Source organism: Sorangium sp. So ce1504, assembly GCF_051521635.1.
GTDB classification, from domain to species: Bacteria; Myxococcota_A; Polyangia; order Polyangiales; family Polyangiaceae; genus Sorangium; species Sorangium cellulosum_B.
On sequence record NZ_CP150365.1, the window covers coordinates 4,577,588 to 4,595,868 of the forward strand.

At 71.0% G+C, this 18,281-nt stretch carries 10 protein-coding genes and 1 pseudogene; 9 read left to right on the plus strand and 2 right to left on the minus strand.

The window, feature by feature from the left end:
• Positions 1-141: 141 nt before the first annotated feature.
• On the plus strand, positions 142-1,176 hold the full coding sequence (locus tag WMF39_RS17290) for a DUF4238 domain-containing protein (RefSeq protein ID WP_437746591.1): 1,035 nt from the start codon (positions 142-144) through the stop codon (positions 1,174-1,176).
• Positions 1,177-1,361: 185 nt separating this feature from the next.
• On the opposite strand, the gene WMF39_RS17295 is transcribed toward WMF39_RS17290, so the two are convergent.
• The gene (locus WMF39_RS17295; RefSeq protein WP_437746592.1) at positions 1,362-1,949 is read right to left on the minus strand and encodes a hypothetical protein; all 588 of its coding nucleotides are present in this window, start codon (positions 1,947-1,949) and stop codon (positions 1,362-1,364) included.
• Positions 1,950-2,234: 285 nt separating this feature from the next.
• Between WMF39_RS17295 and WMF39_RS17300 the strand changes: the two are divergent.
• Positions 2,235-3,368: pseudogene (locus tag WMF39_RS17300) on the plus strand (IS1 family transposase).
• A gap of 30 nt (positions 3,369-3,398) precedes the next feature.
• Here the strand turns inward: WMF39_RS17300 and WMF39_RS17305 are convergent.
• Positions 3,399-3,554 carry a hypothetical protein gene (locus WMF39_RS17305; RefSeq protein WP_437746593.1) on the minus strand — a complete coding sequence of 52 codons (156 nt, stop codon included), beginning with the start codon at positions 3,552-3,554 and terminating at the stop codon, positions 3,399-3,401.
• Here WMF39_RS17305 and WMF39_RS17310 point away from each other — a divergent pair.
• The 7 genes from WMF39_RS17310 to WMF39_RS17340 all read left to right on the plus strand — a co-directional run bounded on the left by WMF39_RS17310 (position 3,553) and on the right by WMF39_RS17340 (position 18,262).
• Positions 3,553-8,346 (plus strand): alpha-2-macroglobulin family protein, encoded by a 4,794-nt coding sequence (locus WMF39_RS17310; protein ID WP_437746594.1) that lies wholly within the window; start codon positions 3,553-3,555, stop codon positions 8,344-8,346. The genes WMF39_RS17305 and WMF39_RS17310 overlap by 2 nt on opposite strands.
• Positions 8,347-8,508: 162 nt before the next feature.
• Entirely contained in the window at positions 8,509-8,763 is a 255-nt protein-coding gene (locus tag WMF39_RS17315) for a hypothetical protein (protein ID WP_437746595.1), read from the plus strand.
• Between the two features lie 78 nt (positions 8,764-8,841).
• Positions 8,842-10,056 carry a cytochrome P450 gene (locus WMF39_RS17320; protein ID WP_437746596.1) on the plus strand — a complete coding sequence of 405 codons (1,215 nt, stop codon included), beginning with the start codon at positions 8,842-8,844 and terminating at the stop codon, positions 10,054-10,056.
• A 327-nt stretch (positions 10,057-10,383) separates the two neighbouring features.
• Positions 10,384-12,609 (plus strand): type VI secretion system Vgr family protein, encoded by a 2,226-nt coding sequence (locus WMF39_RS17325; RefSeq protein ID WP_437746597.1) that lies wholly within the window; start codon positions 10,384-10,386, stop codon positions 12,607-12,609.
• 28 nt (positions 12,610-12,637) lie between these two features.
• A complete protein-coding gene (locus tag WMF39_RS17330; protein ID WP_437746598.1) occupies positions 12,638-14,911 on the plus strand; it encodes a type VI secretion system Vgr family protein in 2,274 nt (757 codons plus the stop codon).
• 13 nt (positions 14,912-14,924) lie between these two features.
• Positions 14,925-17,690, plus strand: a complete 2,766-nt coding sequence (locus WMF39_RS17335; RefSeq protein WP_437746599.1) for a type VI secretion system Vgr family protein — start codon at positions 14,925-14,927, stop codon at positions 17,688-17,690.
• Positions 17,690-18,262: a hypothetical protein gene (locus WMF39_RS17340; protein WP_437746600.1), complete on the plus strand. Its 573-nt coding sequence runs from the start codon at positions 17,690-17,692 to the stop codon at positions 18,260-18,262. The genes WMF39_RS17335 and WMF39_RS17340 overlap by 1 nt, the downstream gene beginning before the upstream one ends.
• Positions 18,263-18,281: the final 19 nt, after the last annotated feature.

Sequence of the window (18,281 nt, forward strand, 5' to 3'; positions counted from 1 at the left end):
GCGTGGGACGTAGCCACCTCGGCGCGGCTCACCCCCCTGGTGCGTTCCTTCGAGCACAGTAGCCGGGCGGCATCGGCACGCTGCCGGCGGGTCGTCAGATCCCGGCTGGATCGTCGAGCCGCGCTCGGTCACGCTCACCGTATGAAGTTTTCGGATGATCCGCGGATCGCCGTATGGGAGCGAGAGAAGGCACGAATTGACAGGAACGAGCCGCCGCCGAACTGGGAGAACCCTCCCAAGCGGCATCACTACGTACCCGAGATGTATCTGAAGCGGTTCGCGGCTCGATCGGGTCCGAAGGGTACGCCACGCGTCAAGCGTATCGAGGCAAAACTCGGACCGGACTCGGGGATCGTCATCGGCGTGCATGATGCCGCCGTCGAAACCGACTTCTATAACATAGAAACAGACGACCCACGACGCGTACACGAGGCGGAGCACATCATTGGTGTCTTCGAAACAGCGGCCGGCTACGCCTTCGCAAACCTGGATCGTCTCGGAGCAGATTACTTTCCGGACGATCTCGACCGAGAGAACCTCGCCATGTTCATGGCGCTCCAGTTCGTCCGAGGTCACGACACAGGTGATTTTCAAACCAGACTCTACACGCAGACGTCGCGGATGATCATGCGCATCGCCGCTTCCTCGCCCGACTACGTGCGCAACTTCCTCAAGGAGCGGGGAGATGACACATCGGACGAGGCCGTGGCGAAGACCGCCGACGCCTTCCGCAGAGCCGCAAAGAGTCTGTCGGTGACTCCGCACAAGAACGAGACCGTCGAAGCTATGCTTAAAGGTCCGAACGATTTTATGCACTATTTCTTCGCGCGAACATGGATTGTGGTGCGCTCGAAGTTCCCATTCCTCACGACGGATCGGCCCATCGCCCTACATAAACGGCGAGATGCGAATGACGCGTGGCGCGGCGTTGGTCTGGAGACGGCCGACAAGATCGTATTCGTGCTCGACCGCCATCGCGCACTGCTGATGGATCATCCTGAATCGGGAAGCACCGAGAACATCATCGATGTCGAACCCGACTTCGCTCGCCGGCTAAATGCATTTGTCGCAAACCGCGCGCGGCGCTGGTTTTTTCATCACCCTGACGACAGTCCTCTTGACGGGGTCCCGTTCAACCCGAACCCAAACACGCCGGGCCCTGGGCCGACACGCTGAAGCCCCATGACAACCTGGCAGCCTTCGCGCCAACCCGCTGTGAACGGTCTCCATTGCGCTCGTCGCGGCGGTGAGGATCCTTCGCCGCTGGGTGATGTCCGGAACTACATCGGAGCCACCCGCATCCCGGACACCCTCATCTACTGAAGCCAATCCGGAGCACTGACGACCTACCGCGAGGTACTTCACGGGTAGACGACGGTCCCGTGATTGAGTTCGCACCACCTCACCACTCCATCCGTGGCGGCATAAAACCACACCTCCATGGTCCCGTCGACCGTCGTCCCCTGGATCGGGTTTTCAGCAATGACACACTTGGCCACCATCCCATCGGATGGACAGCGGGCTCCGCTCTGGTTGATGGCCACGCAGTCCCCGTACTGCCAAGAGCCTATGCAGAAGGGGAACTCTCGCTCGGCATGCGTATACCAGCACATCCTGTCGGATTCAGGGTTTGGGCAATCAAGTGTTATTGAAAACTCTGTCCCGACCGTTGGTTCCAGGCCAGCGGCACATGTGATGCCCGGGCTGATATCACCACCCATGCCGCCACTGCCTGCAACTCCAGTCTCTGGGGAACTTCCACCGTGACCGCCAGCGCCCATGAAGCCGCCGCCGCTCGAATGCGCCGCGGAGACCTGAGCCTCTGCGCCTTCGCCGTTGGGCACGTCGGACGCCGCCGCAGGCTCCGACGTCGAGCATGCAGCCATGATGACGTACGCGAAGCATCCGCTGATCGGGCCACCGATGTCCAGGATGAGCCGCACGCGCATCCGGCGACGCTAGCACGGGCTCAGCGCGTTCCGATAGCGCCCGCGCGCCACCGCGAGGAAGAGCCGTCAAACAGGCTGTAAACGCGCACGCGGGCTAGGACATGCGCTGTCCGACCGGGCTCATGAACCGGCGATCTCTCAAGTACTACCCTAATGGCCTTAACCGAAAGCGCCCTGCCTCCGGCTGGTCCCCGGAAGCAGGGCTGCGAAACGCCAGGCAGTCGCCTACCTCGCGCCCATCGCACCGCGAACGGTACGGCCGCGCCTGGGGAGAGGCAAGGGTCCGTGGCGAACGTGCTCCCACGCGAGCGGCAGCTTGCCGTGCTCGCGGCCTTGGTGGACGGCAACAGCGAGCGCGCGGTCGAGCGCATGACCGGCGTCAGCCGGCCGACGATCAACCGCTTCGCCCTCTTGGCTGGGCAGGGCGCTGCCCGCCTTCATGACCGGCGCGTGCGGGACCTGTCCTGTTCGCTGATCAGCTTCGATGAACTCTGGGGGTGGGTGGCGAAGAAGCCCCACCGCGTGGACCCGACCGAAGATGCGGTTGATGTCGGCGAGGGGTGAATCTTCGCCGCGATCGACGTATCGAGCCGGCTCTGCGTCTCGTTCTACGTGGGGAAGCGGGACCAGGAGAGCACCGACCGCTTCATCGAAGACATCCGCGCGCGGCTCGTGGTGATGCCGCAGCTCATGACGAGCGACGGCTTCGCGCCGTACGTCACGTCCGTCGGGACGAGCTTCGGCCCGTCGAGCACATTCGCGCAGACCATCAAGCACTACCGCAAGGGGAGCCGCCGCGGATTGGACCATCGATACGAGCCGCCCCGGGACCCGTTCATCGTCAAGCGAGCGGTCTTCGGCGCGCCCGATATGGCGAAGGCGAGCACGGCGTACTCCGAACGCCTGAACCTCACCATGCGGCACGTCAACGGCCGCCTGCGTCGCCTCTGCTTGGCATTCTCCAAGAAGATGGAGAACCATAGGGCGGCCGTCGCGCTCGCCTACACGCACTACAACTTCTGCCACGTGGTGAAGACCCTCCGCGTGATCCCGGCGATGCAGGTCGGCGTCACCGACCACGTGTGGTCCGTGGAGGGGTTGCTCGACGAGCTCATGGCCGACACGCCGAGCGAGAAGCCCATCGCTCGGCCCCTCTCCCACGTGAAGCCGGAGGGAGCCGCCCGGGAGCTCCCGGCAGGACGCGGGTTCTTGCGCGTGGTGCCGGGCGGTGCCGCACCGAGCCCGCCCGTCGCCCCTGCGCCACCTCCGCCCGCCCCGGTACCCGTCGCAGCGACCCCGAGCGCACCCGCCCCCGTCGAGCCGACCGGTCAGCTCGACCTGCTCTCGTGGCGTCCGAAGCCCCGGAAGCCGGTGCAGTTGTCGCTGTTCCGCGATCCGCCAGAGGAGGGGCAAACTTAGCCAGATCAAGGGCCTGGCCAAACTTGGCCACTACCGATGAAATTCAGTCCTGAGATCGTCGACCCCCTTGCGCCGGAGCTCGTCGCCGGACGGCGCGCCGACCCGATCGCGCGCCGCGCCGGCCACCCCGCGCGGCGCCGTGCAGCGCAGGAACCTGCGCCCCTCTGCCGTGTCGAAAGGCACCATGCCCAGGCCTTCCCTTCCGCTCGCCGGCCTCCTCCTCGTCGCCTCCCTCGGCGCCGCCGCGACCTCCGACGCGGCCACAGATGGCCGCGATGCGGTCGCCCGCGGCCTCGACCTCTTCCTTCACGCGCCCGACCGCGGCGCGCCCGGCGCCACCCTTCCGGTGCAGGTCCTCGCGCTCGGCTTCCCCACCGCGGTCACGCTCCGGCCGCTCGAGGCGGTCACCGTGGAGGCGACCTGGGATCCCGAGCACCTCGGCAAGGTCAGCGCCGTCCCGCCGCCCGTGCGGGTCACTACCGACGCGAAGGGGCGCGCTCACCTCGACGTCCCGATCCCGGAGGGGCCCGAGCGCGAGCTCCGGCTGCTGCTCGGCGTGCGCGCCGGCGACCGGCAGCGGACCCGGACGCTCACCGTGCACCGACTAGCGCCGCTCCAGGTCGACCTGCACGTCCCTGACACGCGCGTGGTGCCGGGCAGCGCGATGTCGGCGTGGATCACGGTGCAGAGCCAGGCCTCGGGGCAGCCGGCCCCGCGGGTCCCCGTGGAGGTCAGCCTGCTCGAGGGCGGAGTCGCCCGGCACACGGCCGTGGTCACGACCGACGCGGCCGGCGTCGCCATGACGCGCGTGCCCGTCCCCTGGATCGACGAGCCCGGCTGGCGCTGGATCCTCCGCGCCCGCGCGCGGAGCGCGGCGGGGACCTCGTCGAACGCCGCGGAGATCTCCCTCTCGCCGCGCGAAGAGACGCCCGGCGCCCCGCAGATGCTGGCCGAGTGGTCCGAGCAGGATCTGCGCGCCGGGGATCGCGCAGGCTACGTGATCCGGATCCGCGATGGCGCCGGCCAGCCCGTCGCCGGGCTGCCGGTGCGGACCTGGACCGGGCCGAAGGGCACGAGCCCGCCCGAGGACAAGGCCGCGTGGGAGAAGCTCACCACGCCCGCGCGCACCGACGCGGCCGGCGAGGTCCGCGGCGCGGCCGTGGCGCCCACCACCGTGGTGCAGGGCGCGGGGACCACGCTGCGCGTCGTCGCGCGCGCGACGTTCGAGGGGCACGCGCTCGAGCGCGAGGCCACCGTCTCCGTGGAGAGCCCCACCTCGGAGGCGACGCTGCTCCCCGAGGCGGGCGCGATCGTTCCGGGCGTCGCTCAGCGCATGCTCCTGCGCGTCCGCGATGCGCGGCGGAAGCCGGTGCAGGGCGCCTTCACCGTCGAGGGCGACGGGCTCCAGGCCGCCGTGACCACCGACGCGTACGGCGAGGCCGAGGTGACCTGGGACGCGCCCGTCGAGCTCGGGGCCTTCCGCAACGTCGGGCCGTGCGCTGGCGGCGTCGCGGCGGCGGTGCGCGTGCGGCCATCAGGCGAGCTCCCGGCGCTCGCGTCGCGGCGCGAGCCGTTCGCGCTGTGCGTCTCGGTCGATCGCGACGCATCGGCGCTGCTCCGGCCCGAGCGGCTCCTCGCCCGCGCCGGCGACGCGCTCCCGCTCCGCGTGATCGACGCCGGCGGCGCGGGCCCGCGCGCTGGCGGGCGGCCGGAGGGCGGCAGGGCAGCGGACGGCGCCGGCTGGAGCGTGATCGTCCAGGCAGGCAACTCGGCCCGCGCGGCGAGCGCCTGGATCGCCGGGGGCCCGGAGGGCGGCGCGCTCGGCCTGCCCGAGGGCGCGGCCGGCGTCTGGACGCTCAGCGCCGCCGCTCCCCGGCCGGGCGCCGCCGCGCGGCAGGCCGGCGGCGCGGTGCTCGTCACGCCGCGCGTCCTCCCTCGGCTCGAGGCCCGCATCACGGGCGGTCGCGCGGCCCCGCGCGGCGCCGTCGACGTGGACCTGGCGCTCACCGACGGGGGCGGCCGCGGCCTGCCCGGGACCGTCGCGGCCGTCGTCGTGGATCTGCACGGCGGGGGCAGCGTCGGCGGCCTCGCGGCGCTCGACTCGCGCGCGCGGCTCTGCCAGGGCATGGTCGAGCCCGAGCGCTGTGGCGCCTTCCTGCAGGGCGATCCAGCGCTCGAGCCGCTCCGGCGCGCGGAGCTCAGCGCGAGGGCGCGCGAGGCGATCGCGCCGGCGAACGATCCGGCCGGCTCCGCGCGGGCGGCGCTCGACGAGGCGTTCGGCCAGGTGCTTCGCTCGCTCGAGGGGGCGGTCTTCGAGGCCGCCAGCGATCCGGAGCGGCTGCGCGACGTGCGCCGCCGCGGGCCGGGCGGCGCCTATGCGTGGAACCCCGAGCTGATGACCCTGGTCACCGCCGCCATGGATGCGCCCCCCGAGACGCCCGGCGGCGAGCCGCTCTCGCTCGCGGACCTCCTGGCGGTGGACCCGCAGGTCACGTTCGATCACGTCGCTCGCCGCGTCACCCGCCTCAAGCTCTTCCGCATCCTCGCCGCGGCGCGCGCGTTCCGGCGCGAGCGCCTTCTCGACCCGGACGAGCCGGCGCTCCGCGATCCGAACGCGCTGCTCCGCCGCCTGGTGCGCGACGCGCAGCTCGAGGAGTCGCTCCTGCTCGATCCCTGGGGCGGCACGATCCAGTTCACCCCGACGACCGCGCCGCCCGCGCCGTTCCTCACGGTGCGGCGCGGCTTCGCCCTGCACGCGCCCGGGCCCGACGGCCGGATCGGCACGGGCGACGACGTGCGCGATCCGTTCGAGCGCGTGCTGCGCTCGGGCACGCCGTACGCCAGGGCGGTCGGCGAGGATCGCCTCGTCGACGCGAAGTTCGACATGGAGGTCGGCGACGCCACGGTGTCGGCGTGGGAGAGCCTCCTGGAGGAGTTCACGGGCACGTCGCTGGGCGAGGGGATCGGCCTGGGCGGCCTCGGCCTCTCCGGCGTGGGCGAAGGCGCCGGCGGGCTCGGTCAAGGCCATGGCAGGCTGGGCGGGGCTCACCGCACCTCGTACGGCGCGCCGCGGGGCGTGTTCTTCTGGTCGCCGCCCCAGCGCACGGACAAGGACGGTCGGCTGCGGATGCGCGTCCCGCTCGGCGACGTCGAGACGACCTTCCGGCTCGTCTTCGTGGGCGTGCCGGACGGCGCCACGCCGGCCACCGCCACGCTCGACGTGCCCACCGCGCAGCCGCTCTCGGCGCGCGTGGAGGCGGGCGCCGCGTGGGTCGAGGGCGACGAGGTCGACGTCGAGATCTCGGTCCGGAACCGCTCGCCGAGGCCGCTCCGCGCGATCGTGGAGCTCACGGCGCGCGGCGTGGCCGAGCTCGCGGACCCACGGCGCCGGGCGGTGGCGGTCGACGTGCCCGCGGGGGGCGCGGCCCCGGTGCGCGCGCGGGTGCGGGCGCTGCGCGCGGGGCGGGCGGAGCTCGCGGTCGCCCTGAAGGCGCAGGGGACCCCGGGCGACACGCTCGTGCACGCGTGGGACGTGCGCCCCGCGGGCGAGCCCACCGAGCTGAACATCGCCCAGATCGTCGAGGGGGGCGCCACGGCCACGCTGCGCATTGCGGCGGACGCGCAGCGCTACCAGCCCACCGGCCGCCCGCGGCTCGTCGTCGAGCGCGGCCTCGCGGGCGCGCTCACCGCGGCGCTCGAGGTGATGGATCCCGACCGGCTCTCGTCCGCGGGGGCGATGGCGGACGCGGTGGAGGTCGCGGCGCTCGTGCGCCGCTGGGCCGCGGCGCGCGGGGGCGATGGCGCGCCGCTCGCCGCGCGCGCGGAGGACATCGGCCGCCGCGCCGTGGGCCGGCTGCTCGCGTACAAGGACAGCAAGAAGGACCTGGCCTCCTGGCCTCCGGCGCTCCGGGCGCGCACCTTCGCGCCCGCGTCCGTGGCGGAGGAGCTGCCGAAGATCGACGCGCGCTGCCCGCCCGAGCCCCTGCAGCCCGCGGCGGCGCTCGACGCGCTCGAGGTCGAGCCCTCTCCGGCGGGGGGCGCGGTGAACGCGTGCTGGGACGCGCTCGTGACGAGGACGCTGGACGAGGTGATCCGGAGCGGCGATCGCGTGGCGCTCGCCCGGGTCCTGCTCGCGCTCGCGGAGCGGCCGCACCGGGCGGCGCTGGCCGCGAACGTGGCGGACCGGCTGCGCGCCTGGGTGGCGCTGCTCCCGACCGGCGGCATCACCTTGCCGCCGGGTCAGGCCGAGGATCGGAGCGCGCGCGCGGTGGTCTACGCGGCGCTCCTCCGCGCCGCCGGGCTCGGCCGGAGCGCGGCGCCGCCCGCGAGGCTCCTCGGCTGGGTGGGCGTGCAGCGGGACGTGCGCGGCGGCTACGGCGCGCCGGCCAGCACGCGCGCGGTGGTGCGCGCGCTATTGGCCCACGGGGGTGAGGGTCGCGAGGAGGCGCGGGTCACGGTGACGTCGGGCGGCGCGCGCCGCGACGTGAAGGTCGGGCCGTCGGGGCGGCTCGTGGTGCCGCTCGACGCGGGCGCGACGGAGGTGACGGTCGACGTGGTGGGGCCCGCGGTCGTGGCGCGCCTGGAGCGCCCGGCGCTCCGGCGCTGGAGCCGGCCGCCGGCCGCGGCGGCGAGCCCCGTGCAGGTGGAGATCTCCTGGCCGAAGCGCCCGCGCGCGGGAACGACGGGGAAGCTCGCGGTCTCGCTGCGCCACGCGCTGGGCCGCTCGGTCGAGGTCGACGTGCGCATCCCGCTGCCCCCAGGGGTGTCGCTGGCCGCACCGCTCGGGGGCGTGCGGCAGGTGAACGGCGTCCTCGCGCTGCGGGCTTCCCTGGAGGCGAGTCGGCTCGCGACGCTGGTGGAGATCCCGGTGCGCTTCGCGCTCGCCGGGAAGGTGACGGCGCCCGAGGCGCAGGCCCGGGTGGCGCAGGAGGAGCTGCCGCGCGCGGTGGTCCCGGCGCGGCCGATCGTGATCGAGTGAGCGCCGGCGAGCTTGCCCGCTGTCGCCTCCGTCCATCGTATCCTGCGTATCCTGGGCGCCGTGCGCCCTCGGCCGATCGCCCCAGCCGCGAGCTGGCGCGTCCTCCGTTGACCCATCGACGGATGGTTAGGCAGACACGGCAACCCCGCAGGAGGTCCTCGCATGCCCTTCCAAATCGCACCGCCCCTGCTTGAACGCCTGCGCGCTCGACGTCTTGAACAACGTCAGCTGCGGGCAACCCGCAGCACCGCCGGCGCGCCGCGCGAGCAGACGGGCGGCAACGACACCGATTTCATTGGACACCTCTTCTCTGGAACTTCTTCCGTCGATCAGGTGGCCGGGCGGTACGTCGCGGCCATGAACTCTTGGCAGGACGAGGTTGAAGACAAGTATGACGCGTTCTTGCCGCGAGCTTGATGGTAATGTCGCTTTCGCGCGCGATCGGTCAATAAGTGGATCGTATCGTGTAGAATATCTCCCAGGAGAGCTATTCGCATGACCCAAGAGCTGCGGAAGTTTGATTTATTCGCCCCCCATTTCCAGGCGGACCCGTTCCCCACCTATGCCGAGATGCGCCGCTCCGGGCCGGTGTGCGTGCTCGAGCCGCTGGGCGCCTGGGCGGTGAGCCGGTACGCCGATGTCATCGCCGTCCTCAAGAACCCTCAAAAATTCTCGTCCGCTGGCAACGTCGACGCCTTTCACCCGCCTTGGCTCCCGAGGCAGCCGGGGGCGCACTCCCTGCTCGCAATGGACCCGCCGGAGCACACGAAGCTCCGGAACCTCGTCAGCCGCGCCCTGGGTCCCGGGATCATCACGAGCATTGAGCCCATGGTCCGCGCCATCGCCGAGCGCCTCTCCGACACCCTGCAATCCAGGGGTGAGTCGGATTTCGTCGCCGACTACGCCGTCCCGATGACAGCGGGCGTTATCGGCGAGCTCCTCACCCTGGATCCTTCTCTCTACGCCAATTTTAAACGGTGGACGGACGATATCCTCAGCGTCACGCCCGTCCCGCAGAGCCCCGAGCACGCCGAGCGCGTCCGCGCGTCCGTCGCCGAGATGGAGCGCTACCTCGGCGACGTCCTCGAGGCGCGGCGGCGCGCACCCGGCGATGATCTTGTGAGCGCGCTCCTCCAGGCCGAAATCGACGGCCACAAGCTCACCCCGGAAGAGCTCATGTCCTTCATCTTCGTCCTGGTCCCAGCGGGGTTCGATACCACATCCACATTGATAAGCAAATCAATCATTACCCTCGCCAAGCGCCCCGCGGACACGGAGCGGCTGCGCGAAAACCCGGCGCTCATCCCTCGATTTATCGAAGAAATGCTCCGGTGGGACCCGCCTACCCATAACATCTTCCGCAAGGCGATGCCCGGAGCGGAGGTGGGCGGCGTCAAGGTGCCCGCCGGCGCTCCAGTGACGGTCATCCTCGCGTCCGCCAACCGCGACGAGGCCGTGTTTCCCGATCCCGACGAGTTCAATATGGACCGCGATGTGCCAAAGACCGGGACGGGGGCGTCGGTCGCGTTCGGGCACGGCGTCCATTTCTGCGTCGCCCACCTCCTCGCGCGCCTGGAGGCGAGGGTGGCGCTCGAATCCTTGCTCGCTCGATTCAAGCGAATCGATCTGGTCAACCCCACCATCGAGTGGAGCACGATGGTCTTCGTGCGAACCCCATCGCGGCTGCCGGTCCGCGGCGTCTTGCCCTGATCAAGAACCTCCTGGCGTGCCGAACAGGTTGGAGCTCGCCTGAATTCTAGAACCCTGATCTCGCCGTGGAGCGCGCTCCGCGTTCGATCGGGCGGCACGCACGGCTCGGCGCGACGGCGGTAGGCGCGCTCGCGCTGGTCCCGGGCCTCGGGCGCTCCGCGAACGCGCGCGGCGCAGGGCGCGCGGCGAGCTCGGATCGCGCGGTGGGTACGCGAGGGTCTCGGATCCGCAGGATCCGCCCCCCACGCCCCTCTCCCCGCGTCGGCGCCGCGTCGGGTTCCAGCGCCGGGGCTTGGCGCCGTCCGCCGATCGCCTACCATGCCCCCAATGGCCGCTACCTTCGCCACCTTCTCCCTGGAGGGCGACAAGCTCCCCGCGGACGTCGCCGTGACCCGCTTCGAGGCCGTCGAGGCGATCTCCACGCCCTACACGGTCGAGGTGCGCTTCGCGACGCTGGACACGTCGTTCCGGGTCGAGGACTGCCTGCGCAGCCGCCTCTGCCTGCGCGTCGTCGACACGTCGGGCCAGGAGCGGCTGTACGACGGCATCGTGGACCGCGCCGGCTTCGCGCACATCGTGGGCGAGAGCCGCCAGTTCGACGTCCGCCTGCGGCCCGCGCTGGCCGCGCTCGCGCACCGCGAGGGGTGCCGCATCTTCCAGGAGAAGACGATCGTCCAGGTCGCGCAGTCGGTCTTCGAGGACGCCGGCTTCGGCGACAAGGTCGAGTGGCGGATCGCGAAGGAGTACGAGCCGCGCGAGTTCATCGTCCAGTACCGCGAGTCGCACCTCAACTTCGTCTCGCGGCTCCTCGAGGACAACGGCCTCTTCTACTACTTCCGGCACGAGGCCGCCGGGCACACGATGATCATCACCGACGACCCCGCCGCCTTCGAGGTGGAGGAGGGGCTGCCGGTGAACTTCCGCATGGCGCAGGGCGGCCTGCCCGGGAGCCTGCCGCTCTCCAAGCTCACGAGGACGCGCGCGCTGCGCACGAGCCTCGTCCACCTCCGGGACCACGATTTCGAGAAGCCCGACGTGAAGCCGGAGTCCGCGCTGCCCCGCAAGGAGGCCATCGCGGCGCCCTACTTCGAGTACCCCGCCGGCTTCACGAAGGGGAGCGTGGGCGGCCGCCGCGCCGAGGCCCGCATGCGCGAGCTCTCCGCCGACGCCGACGTGTGCGAGGGCGAGAGCCGCGCGGCCGGGCTCAAGGTGGGCGAGCCGTTCGCCGTCGAGGGCGCCGCGGAGCCGTGCCTGAACGGCGAGTTCGTGGTCACCCGCCTCGTCTCGCGCGGCAACCAGACGCTCACCGGCGGCGTGACGAACTACGACGTCGAGAACCACTTCCGCGGCGTCCCCAAGGGCGCGCCCTTCGCGGCCGAGCGCCGCGCGCGGCGGCCGCGCATCCGCGGCATCCAGACGGCGGTCGTCACGGGGTCGAGCACCCAGGAGCAGGCGCTCCACGTCGACAAGTACGGCCGCATCAAGGTCCGCTTCTTCTGGGACCGGCAGGGCCAGCAGGACCACACCTCGAGCTGCTGGCTGCGCGTCTCGCAGATCGCGATGGGCGGCTCGATGATCCTCCCCCGCGTCGGCTGGGAGGTCTCGGTCGCGTTCCTCGACGGCGACCCGGACCGGCCGCTCGTGCTCGGGCGCACCTACAACGCGGAGAAGACGCCGCCCGACGCGCTCCCCGCCGCCAAGGCGTCCGGCACGCTGAAGAGCATGTCGTCGCCCGGCGCGGGCGGCCACAACCAGATCGGCATGTCCGACACCGCGGGGAGCCAGGGGTTCGGCATCCACGCCCAGAAGGACCTCAACGTCACCATCAAGAACGACAAGGTCGAGGAGGTCACGGTCAACGAGGAGCAGCACATCAGCGTGAACGGCTCCCGCTCGGTGAAGGTCGACGACTCGACCTCCGTCGCCGGCAACCAATCGCTCGACGTCGGCGCGGTGCTCTCGCACAAGATCACCGGCAACCAGAGCATCTCGATCGGCGGCAACGACACGACCAACGCGATCAGCAACTACGTCGAGAAGGTCACCGGCAACCGCTCCTACACGGTGAGCGGCAACCAGATCACGATCTCGAACGGCGTCAGGCACTCCATCACCGGGGACATGAGCCGCAAGGTCGGCGCGCTGCAGCTCTCCGGCAGCCTGGGCTCGATCAACGACAACGTCCTCGGCGGGATGACGGAGACGGTGGGCGCCGTGAAGGCGCAGATCATCAACGGCAGCCACGGCGAGCAGATCACGGCCAACAAGGACCAGACCTCGCTGGCGGCGGAGCTCCACCTCACGAAGGGCTCGCTCTCCCACGTGGCGCTCGGCGTCACCAACATGGTCGGCGGCCTCCATTACCAGAAGCTGGACGGTGATCTCGTGGTGCAGGCGCCGCTCATCACCCTCCTCGGCGCCGTCGGCGTCTTCAAGGGCGGCGGCAGCGAGCTCAAGCTCGGCGGCGGACCCGTCGTGATCAAGGGGTCGAAGATCGCGGTCAAGGGCGCGCTCGTCGTCAAGATGGGCGCGTCGATGAAGCTCGGATCGTGAGGGCCCATGCGCCCTGGTGAGGTGAAGAGTGGCTGATCATCATGTCCTCGCGATCCCCTCCCTCAGCGTGGAGGGCAAGATCTACCGGGTGCTGCGCTTCGAGCTCACGGAGCAGCTCTCGGAGCTCACCCGCCTCGAGTGCGAGCTGCTCGACGACGAGGCGGCGCTGCCGAGGCCGAAGGAGGTCCTCGGCAAGCGCGCGGTGTTCACGCTGTCGCGCAGCGACGACACGCAGACGCGCTCTTTCGCCGGGACCATCGTCCTCGCCGAGCTCGTGCCCGATCCCGACGACGTGCCCACGCTGCGGATCGAGGTCGCGCCGGCGCTCTGGAACCTCGGGCAGCGCTCCGACTGCCGGATCTTCCAGGACAAGAGCGCGGTCGACATCGTGAAGGAGGTCCTCGAGGGCGCGGGCGTGCCCGCGGCCCAGCAGGACTGGCGCGTGACCGAGCCCCACCCGACGCGGGTCTACACGGTCCAGTACCGCGAGCGGGACCTCGATTTCGTGCACCGCCTCCTCGCCGAGGAGGGGATCTACTTCGCGATCCACATGAAGGACGACGAGGACGTCGTCGTCTTCGGCGACTCGCCGACCGGCCTCGAGGACATCGAGGGCGCGACGTCGCTGCCGTTCTTCCAGGACTTCGGCGTCGAGGGCTTCGCGGATCGCGTCGTCCGCCTCTCGCGGGAGGTCTCCGTGCGGAGCGACAAGGTGTTCGTCCGCGACTACGACCCGGAGAAGCCCTCGACGAAGCCGGAGGCGTCGGCCGAGGGGAGCGATCCCGGGGAGCACGTGCTCGAGATCTACGAGCACCCGGCGCGCACCGCCGACGCGAGCGTCGCGGAGCGGCTCGCCAAGGTGCTGCTCGACTCGGTGCAGGCGGAGCGCGACGTCGTGCACGGCGAGAGCGGCTCGCTCGCGCTGCTCCCGGGCCGGCGCTTCTCGGTCGACGGCCACCCCTACGACCCGCTCAACCAGGAGTACCTCGTGGTCCGCGCGCGCATCGCCGGCAGCCGGCCGCGGAACTTCGAGCTCTCCGGCCGCGCGGGCGCGGAGGACGGCGCGCGCGACCTCCGGTCGAGCTGCGAGTTCTGGGGCGTGCCGACCGGGAGCACGCGCTACCGGCCCCCGCGGCGCGCCCGCGAGCAGGTGATCCCGGGCACGCAGACCGCGATGACCACCGGGCCCTCGGGGCAGGAGATCCACACCGACGCGGGGGGGCAGGTGAAGGTCTCCTTCCACTGGGATCGCTCCGGAAAGAAGGACGACACCTCGAGCCGCTGGATCCGCACGAGCCAGGTGCCGACGGGCGGGTCGATGCTGCTGCCGCGCGTCGGGTGGGAGGTCACCGTGCGCCACGTCGAGGGCGACGCGGACAGGCCGTTCGTGATGGGCCGCATGTACAACGCGCTCACGCCGCCGCCCTACGCGCTCCCGAAGGAGGCGGGGAAGAGCTCCCTCCAGACCGCGACGACGCCGGGCGGGGGCAGCACCAACGAGCTCCGGATGTCGGACACGAAGGGCGGCGAGGAGATGTTCATCAACGCCTCGAAGGACATGTCCACCGAGGTGAAGAACAACGCGACCGAGTCGATCGGCAACAACCACAAGAAGAAGATCGGCGCGGACCAGACGACGAACGTCACGGACAGCATGACGACCAGCATCGGGTCGAACCAGACGCTCTCGGTCTCCGGCAACCAGTCGATGAAGATCGAGACCTTCCACGTCGACGACATGGGCGGCGATCACTCGCTCTCGATCGGCGGGAACCGCGACATGAAGATCGGCGGGGATCACAAGCGCGACGTCACCGGCAACAGCTCGCTCACGGTGTCCGGCAACCAGATCGATCTCGTGGTCGGCTCGGTCACGGATCAGACCCTGGCCGGCTTCAACCACGAGGTCGGCGCGGCGCTCGTCGAGCTCGCGCTGGGGCACCGCTCCGTGACGGTCCAGGGCGACCGGAGCGAGACGGCCACCGGCGCGAAGGTGATCGCGGTCAAGTCGGGCCGCGGCGTGCAGGTCGGCGGATCGATGAACGTGAAGGTCGGCGGCGCGATCGTCAACGTGGCGAACGGGAACCGCGTGGAGAGCTCGCTCGGCACGTACACCGAGCTCGCGGGGGGCGCGCAGCTCGTCAAGGCGAACAACGCCGTCTTCGAGGCGACCGGCGCGCTCACGCTGGTCATGGGCGCGTCGATCCTCTCGCTGACGCCCGCGAGCGTCGCGATCATCGGCGTCTCGGCGAAGCTCGACGGCGACGTCTCCGACACCGCCGCGCTGGTGCTCGACAACTGAGGAGGAGGCGAACGTGGCACGCGAGATGATTGCGCACTTCACGATCGACGAGGTCCCCGCGGCCCGGGTGCTCCGCTTCGAGTCGACCCACGAGGCCGGCAGGCCGCTCGTCCTCGACGTCGAGGTGTACCTCCACACGTTCCAGGAGCTCGAGGCGATGATCGGCAAGCCCGCGGCGCTCTCCTTCGGCGTGCCCGGGGAGGTGCCGCGCCTCATCGCGGGCACGGTGGAGGCCGCGACCTCGATCGGCACCACCGAGCTCGGCGTCGAGGGGCTGCTGGGCGTCCGCTACGCCGTCCGCGTCGTCTCCTCGCTCGCGCTCCTCGCGCGCAGCGTCGACTCGCGGATCTTCCAGGACATGAGCGCCAAGGAGATCGTGGCGAAGGTCCTCGAGGATCACGGGGTCACCAAGGTCGCGTGGCGGCTGAGCGGCGACTGCCCGAAGCGCGAGTACTGCGTGCAGTACCAGGAGAGCGCGCTCGCGTTCATCTCGCGGCTCATGGAGCACGAGGGCATCTACAGCTTCGTCGAGGTGGACGCCGACGGCGAGCTCCTCGTCTTCGACGACGACAGCACCGTCGCCGGGCCGATCCCGGGCGACCCCGCGCTGCCGTTCCGCCGGCGCACCGGGCTCAGCGCGGCCGACGAGCGCGACGCGATCTACGCGATCCGCGAGCTCGAGCGGGTGCGCTCCGGCAAGTTCGTCCTCCGCGATTTCGACTTCAAGCGGCCGAAGCTCGATCTCACGGCGACCGCGGCGTCGGGCGAGAACGACGCGCTCGAGCGCTACGACTACCCGGGCGGCTACTTCGAGCCGAGCGAGGGGCAGCGGCTCGCGCAGATCCGGCTGGAGGAAGAGCAGGTCGAGCGGCACACGATCGAGATCGACACCGTCTGTTCGCGCCTCGCGGTCGGCCAGAAGCTCACGATCACGGACGCCGGCGAGCTCGACGGCGAGTACTTCCTCTTCGCGGTGAAGCACACCTACGTCCACGAGGAGGACGACGCGCTCGGCGGCGAGCGCGCGACGCCGCGCTCCAGGGCGCGGGCGCGCCTCGTGCCGGCTTCCGTGAAGTACAGGCCGCGGCGCATCACGCCGATCCCCCTCATCGAGGGGCCGCAGACCGCGACGGTGGTGGCGCCCGCCGGCTCCCAGACCGAGGCGATCCACACCGATGAGTTCGGCCGCTGCAAGGTGAAGTTCCACTGGGATCGCAGCGACGTGATCGACGACAAGGCGTCGTGCTGGATGCGGGTCGCGCAGCTCCAGACCTCCGGCTCGATGATGCTCCCGCGCATCGGCTGGGAGGTGATCGTCGAGTTCCTCGAGGGGAACCCCGATCGGCCGATCGTGACCGGGCGCCTCTACAACGGCGTCTACATGCCGCCGTACGCGCTGCCGGAGGGCAAGACCCGCACGGCGATCCAGACCTCGAGCACGCCGGGCGGCGGCGGAGCCAACGAGATCCGCTTCGAGGACAAGGCGGGCTCCGAGGAGATCATGGTGCACGCCCAGCGCGACATGAAGACGGTCGCGGCGAACAACGCCAAGCGGAACATCGGCAACAACGAGACGTCGGTCGTCGGGAACAACGCGTCGCTCGAGGTCGGCGGCAACCAGACGACGAAGATCACGAAGGGCTCGCAGAACACGGTGGGCGCGAACCAGACGATCAGCGTCGGAGGCAACCGCAACGTCGAGGTGAACGCGGTGTCGGCGCTGACGGCGAAGGGCAACGCGACGACCACCGTGGGCGGCAACCAGTTCGAGATGGACGGCAACCCCCTCGAGGCGATGCTCGCGCTCGCGGCGCAGGCGGCGGTGCAGTTCGCGAGCGTGATGGCCAACAACGCGATCGCGGCGGTCCAGGGGCAGGTCGACGGCGCCATCAACCAGGTGATGGCGCCGATCAACGGGCTGACCCAGAAGGCGGCGGGGGTGTCGGGCGCGATGCAGGCCGTCGCCGGCGGAGACATGAGCCGCATGCCCGGAATGATCGCGGGCGCGTCGGGCATCCCCGGCGCGAGCCAGCTCGCGGCCTCGATGGGCGGCGGCGGGGGCGGCGGCGGCGCTGCCGGCGGCGCGCCGGGCGCCGCAGCGCCCAACATGCTCGCCTCGATCGCGTCGAACGTGGCGCAGAGCAGCCTCGCCGGGAAGGTCTTCGTGAAGCCGGAGGCGCTCGCCTCGGCCCTCGGCATGGACGGGGGCGGCGGCGGCGGTGGGTCGACGGCCAACGTCGGCGGGCCGGACGGCGCCGTCGATGGCGTCGATGCGACCGACCGCGAGAAGGGGCCCGGGCACACGACAGCCAAGGTCACGGGCACCCACAAGGAGGACGTGGGCTCGATGAAGGTCCTGGGCGCGATCCAGGACATCGACAACAACGTGACGGGCAAGAAGACGATCGACGTCGGCGCCGCGACGGTGCAGGTGGCGTTCGGCAGCTACGCGGAGAGCGTCACGGGCTCGAAGAGCGAGAAGGCGACGGGCCTTGTCGTCCTCAGCAACGGGGGCGAGAGCGAGACGGTCACCGGCTCGCGCACCGCGATGGTGGGCGGCGCGGTCGTCGACAAGCTCAAGGGGTCTCACGTGGTGCAGGCCGTCGGGCCTGCGACGTTCATCGGGGCCTTCCACAAGGTGGAGGCGAAGGGCGCCATCGTCTTCAAGTGCGGCGCCAGCGAGGTGGTGATCGACGGCGCCGGCGTCACCATCACGTCCCCGCTCGTGACCATCCTGGCGCCGAAGATCCAGCTGCCGAAGAAGGTCTCGGAGGTCTGATGGCGACTCCGTTCGACGGTGGCTCGCGGGCGGCTTCCGCGTCGCTCTCGCTGGAGGAGCCGGACGCCGGGGCCACGGCGGAAGAGGCGTCCGAGTCGCCGCGCGTGACCCTGGAGGACGTGCTCGCCGAGCCGGCCGCGGCGCCCCTTCCGGCGCGGAAGGCGCAGCCGCTCGGCGCTGCCATGCGGACCGCGCGCGTCGCCTCGATCGCGGGGCGGAAGGCGTCGATCCACGTCCGTGGCGCCGAGGGGCCCGTCGACGCCCAGATCGCGCCCGACGTCGATCCCGAGGTGATCGCCGACGCCCGCGCCCGCGGCGACGCCGTGCTCGTCGAGCTGTGCGAGGGCGAGCCCCCGCTGATCGTCGCGGCCCTGACGACGCAGCGGCCGCATACGCTCCACCTCAAGGCGACCAGCATCGCCATCGAGGCGGAGCAGGAGCTGCTGCTCCGCTCCGGCCGTGGTGCGGTCCGCATTCGCCAGGACGGCGACATCGAGGTCGTGGGCAGCCGCATCAGCGCCGCGTCGCGGGGGCTGTTCCGGATCGTCGGGAGGCTCTTGCGGTTGAATTGACGGCACGCACCGCGTGTCC

Coding starts and splice junctions, on each gene's coding strand:
- WMF39_RS17290 (WP_437746591.1), top strand. CDS start 142: ATGAAGTTTTCGGATGATCCGCGGATCGCCGTATGGGAGCGAGAGAAG.
- WMF39_RS17295 (WP_437746592.1), bottom strand. CDS start 1,949: ATGCGCGTGCGGCTCATCCTGGACATCGGTGGCCCGATCAGCGGATGC.
- WMF39_RS17310 (WP_437746594.1), top strand. CDS start 3,553: ATGCCCAGGCCTTCCCTTCCGCTCGCCGGCCTCCTCCTCGTCGCCTCC.
- WMF39_RS17305 (WP_437746593.1), bottom strand. CDS start 3,554: ATGGTGCCTTTCGACACGGCAGAGGGGCGCAGGTTCCTGCGCTGCACG.
- WMF39_RS17315 (WP_437746595.1), top strand. CDS start 8,509: ATGCCCTTCCAAATCGCACCGCCCCTGCTTGAACGCCTGCGCGCTCGA.
- WMF39_RS17320 (WP_437746596.1), top strand. CDS start 8,842: ATGACCCAAGAGCTGCGGAAGTTTGATTTATTCGCCCCCCATTTCCAG.
- WMF39_RS17325 (WP_437746597.1), top strand. CDS start 10,384: ATGGCCGCTACCTTCGCCACCTTCTCCCTGGAGGGCGACAAGCTCCCC.
- WMF39_RS17340 (WP_437746600.1), top strand. CDS start 17,690: ATGGCGACTCCGTTCGACGGTGGCTCGCGGGCGGCTTCCGCGTCGCTC.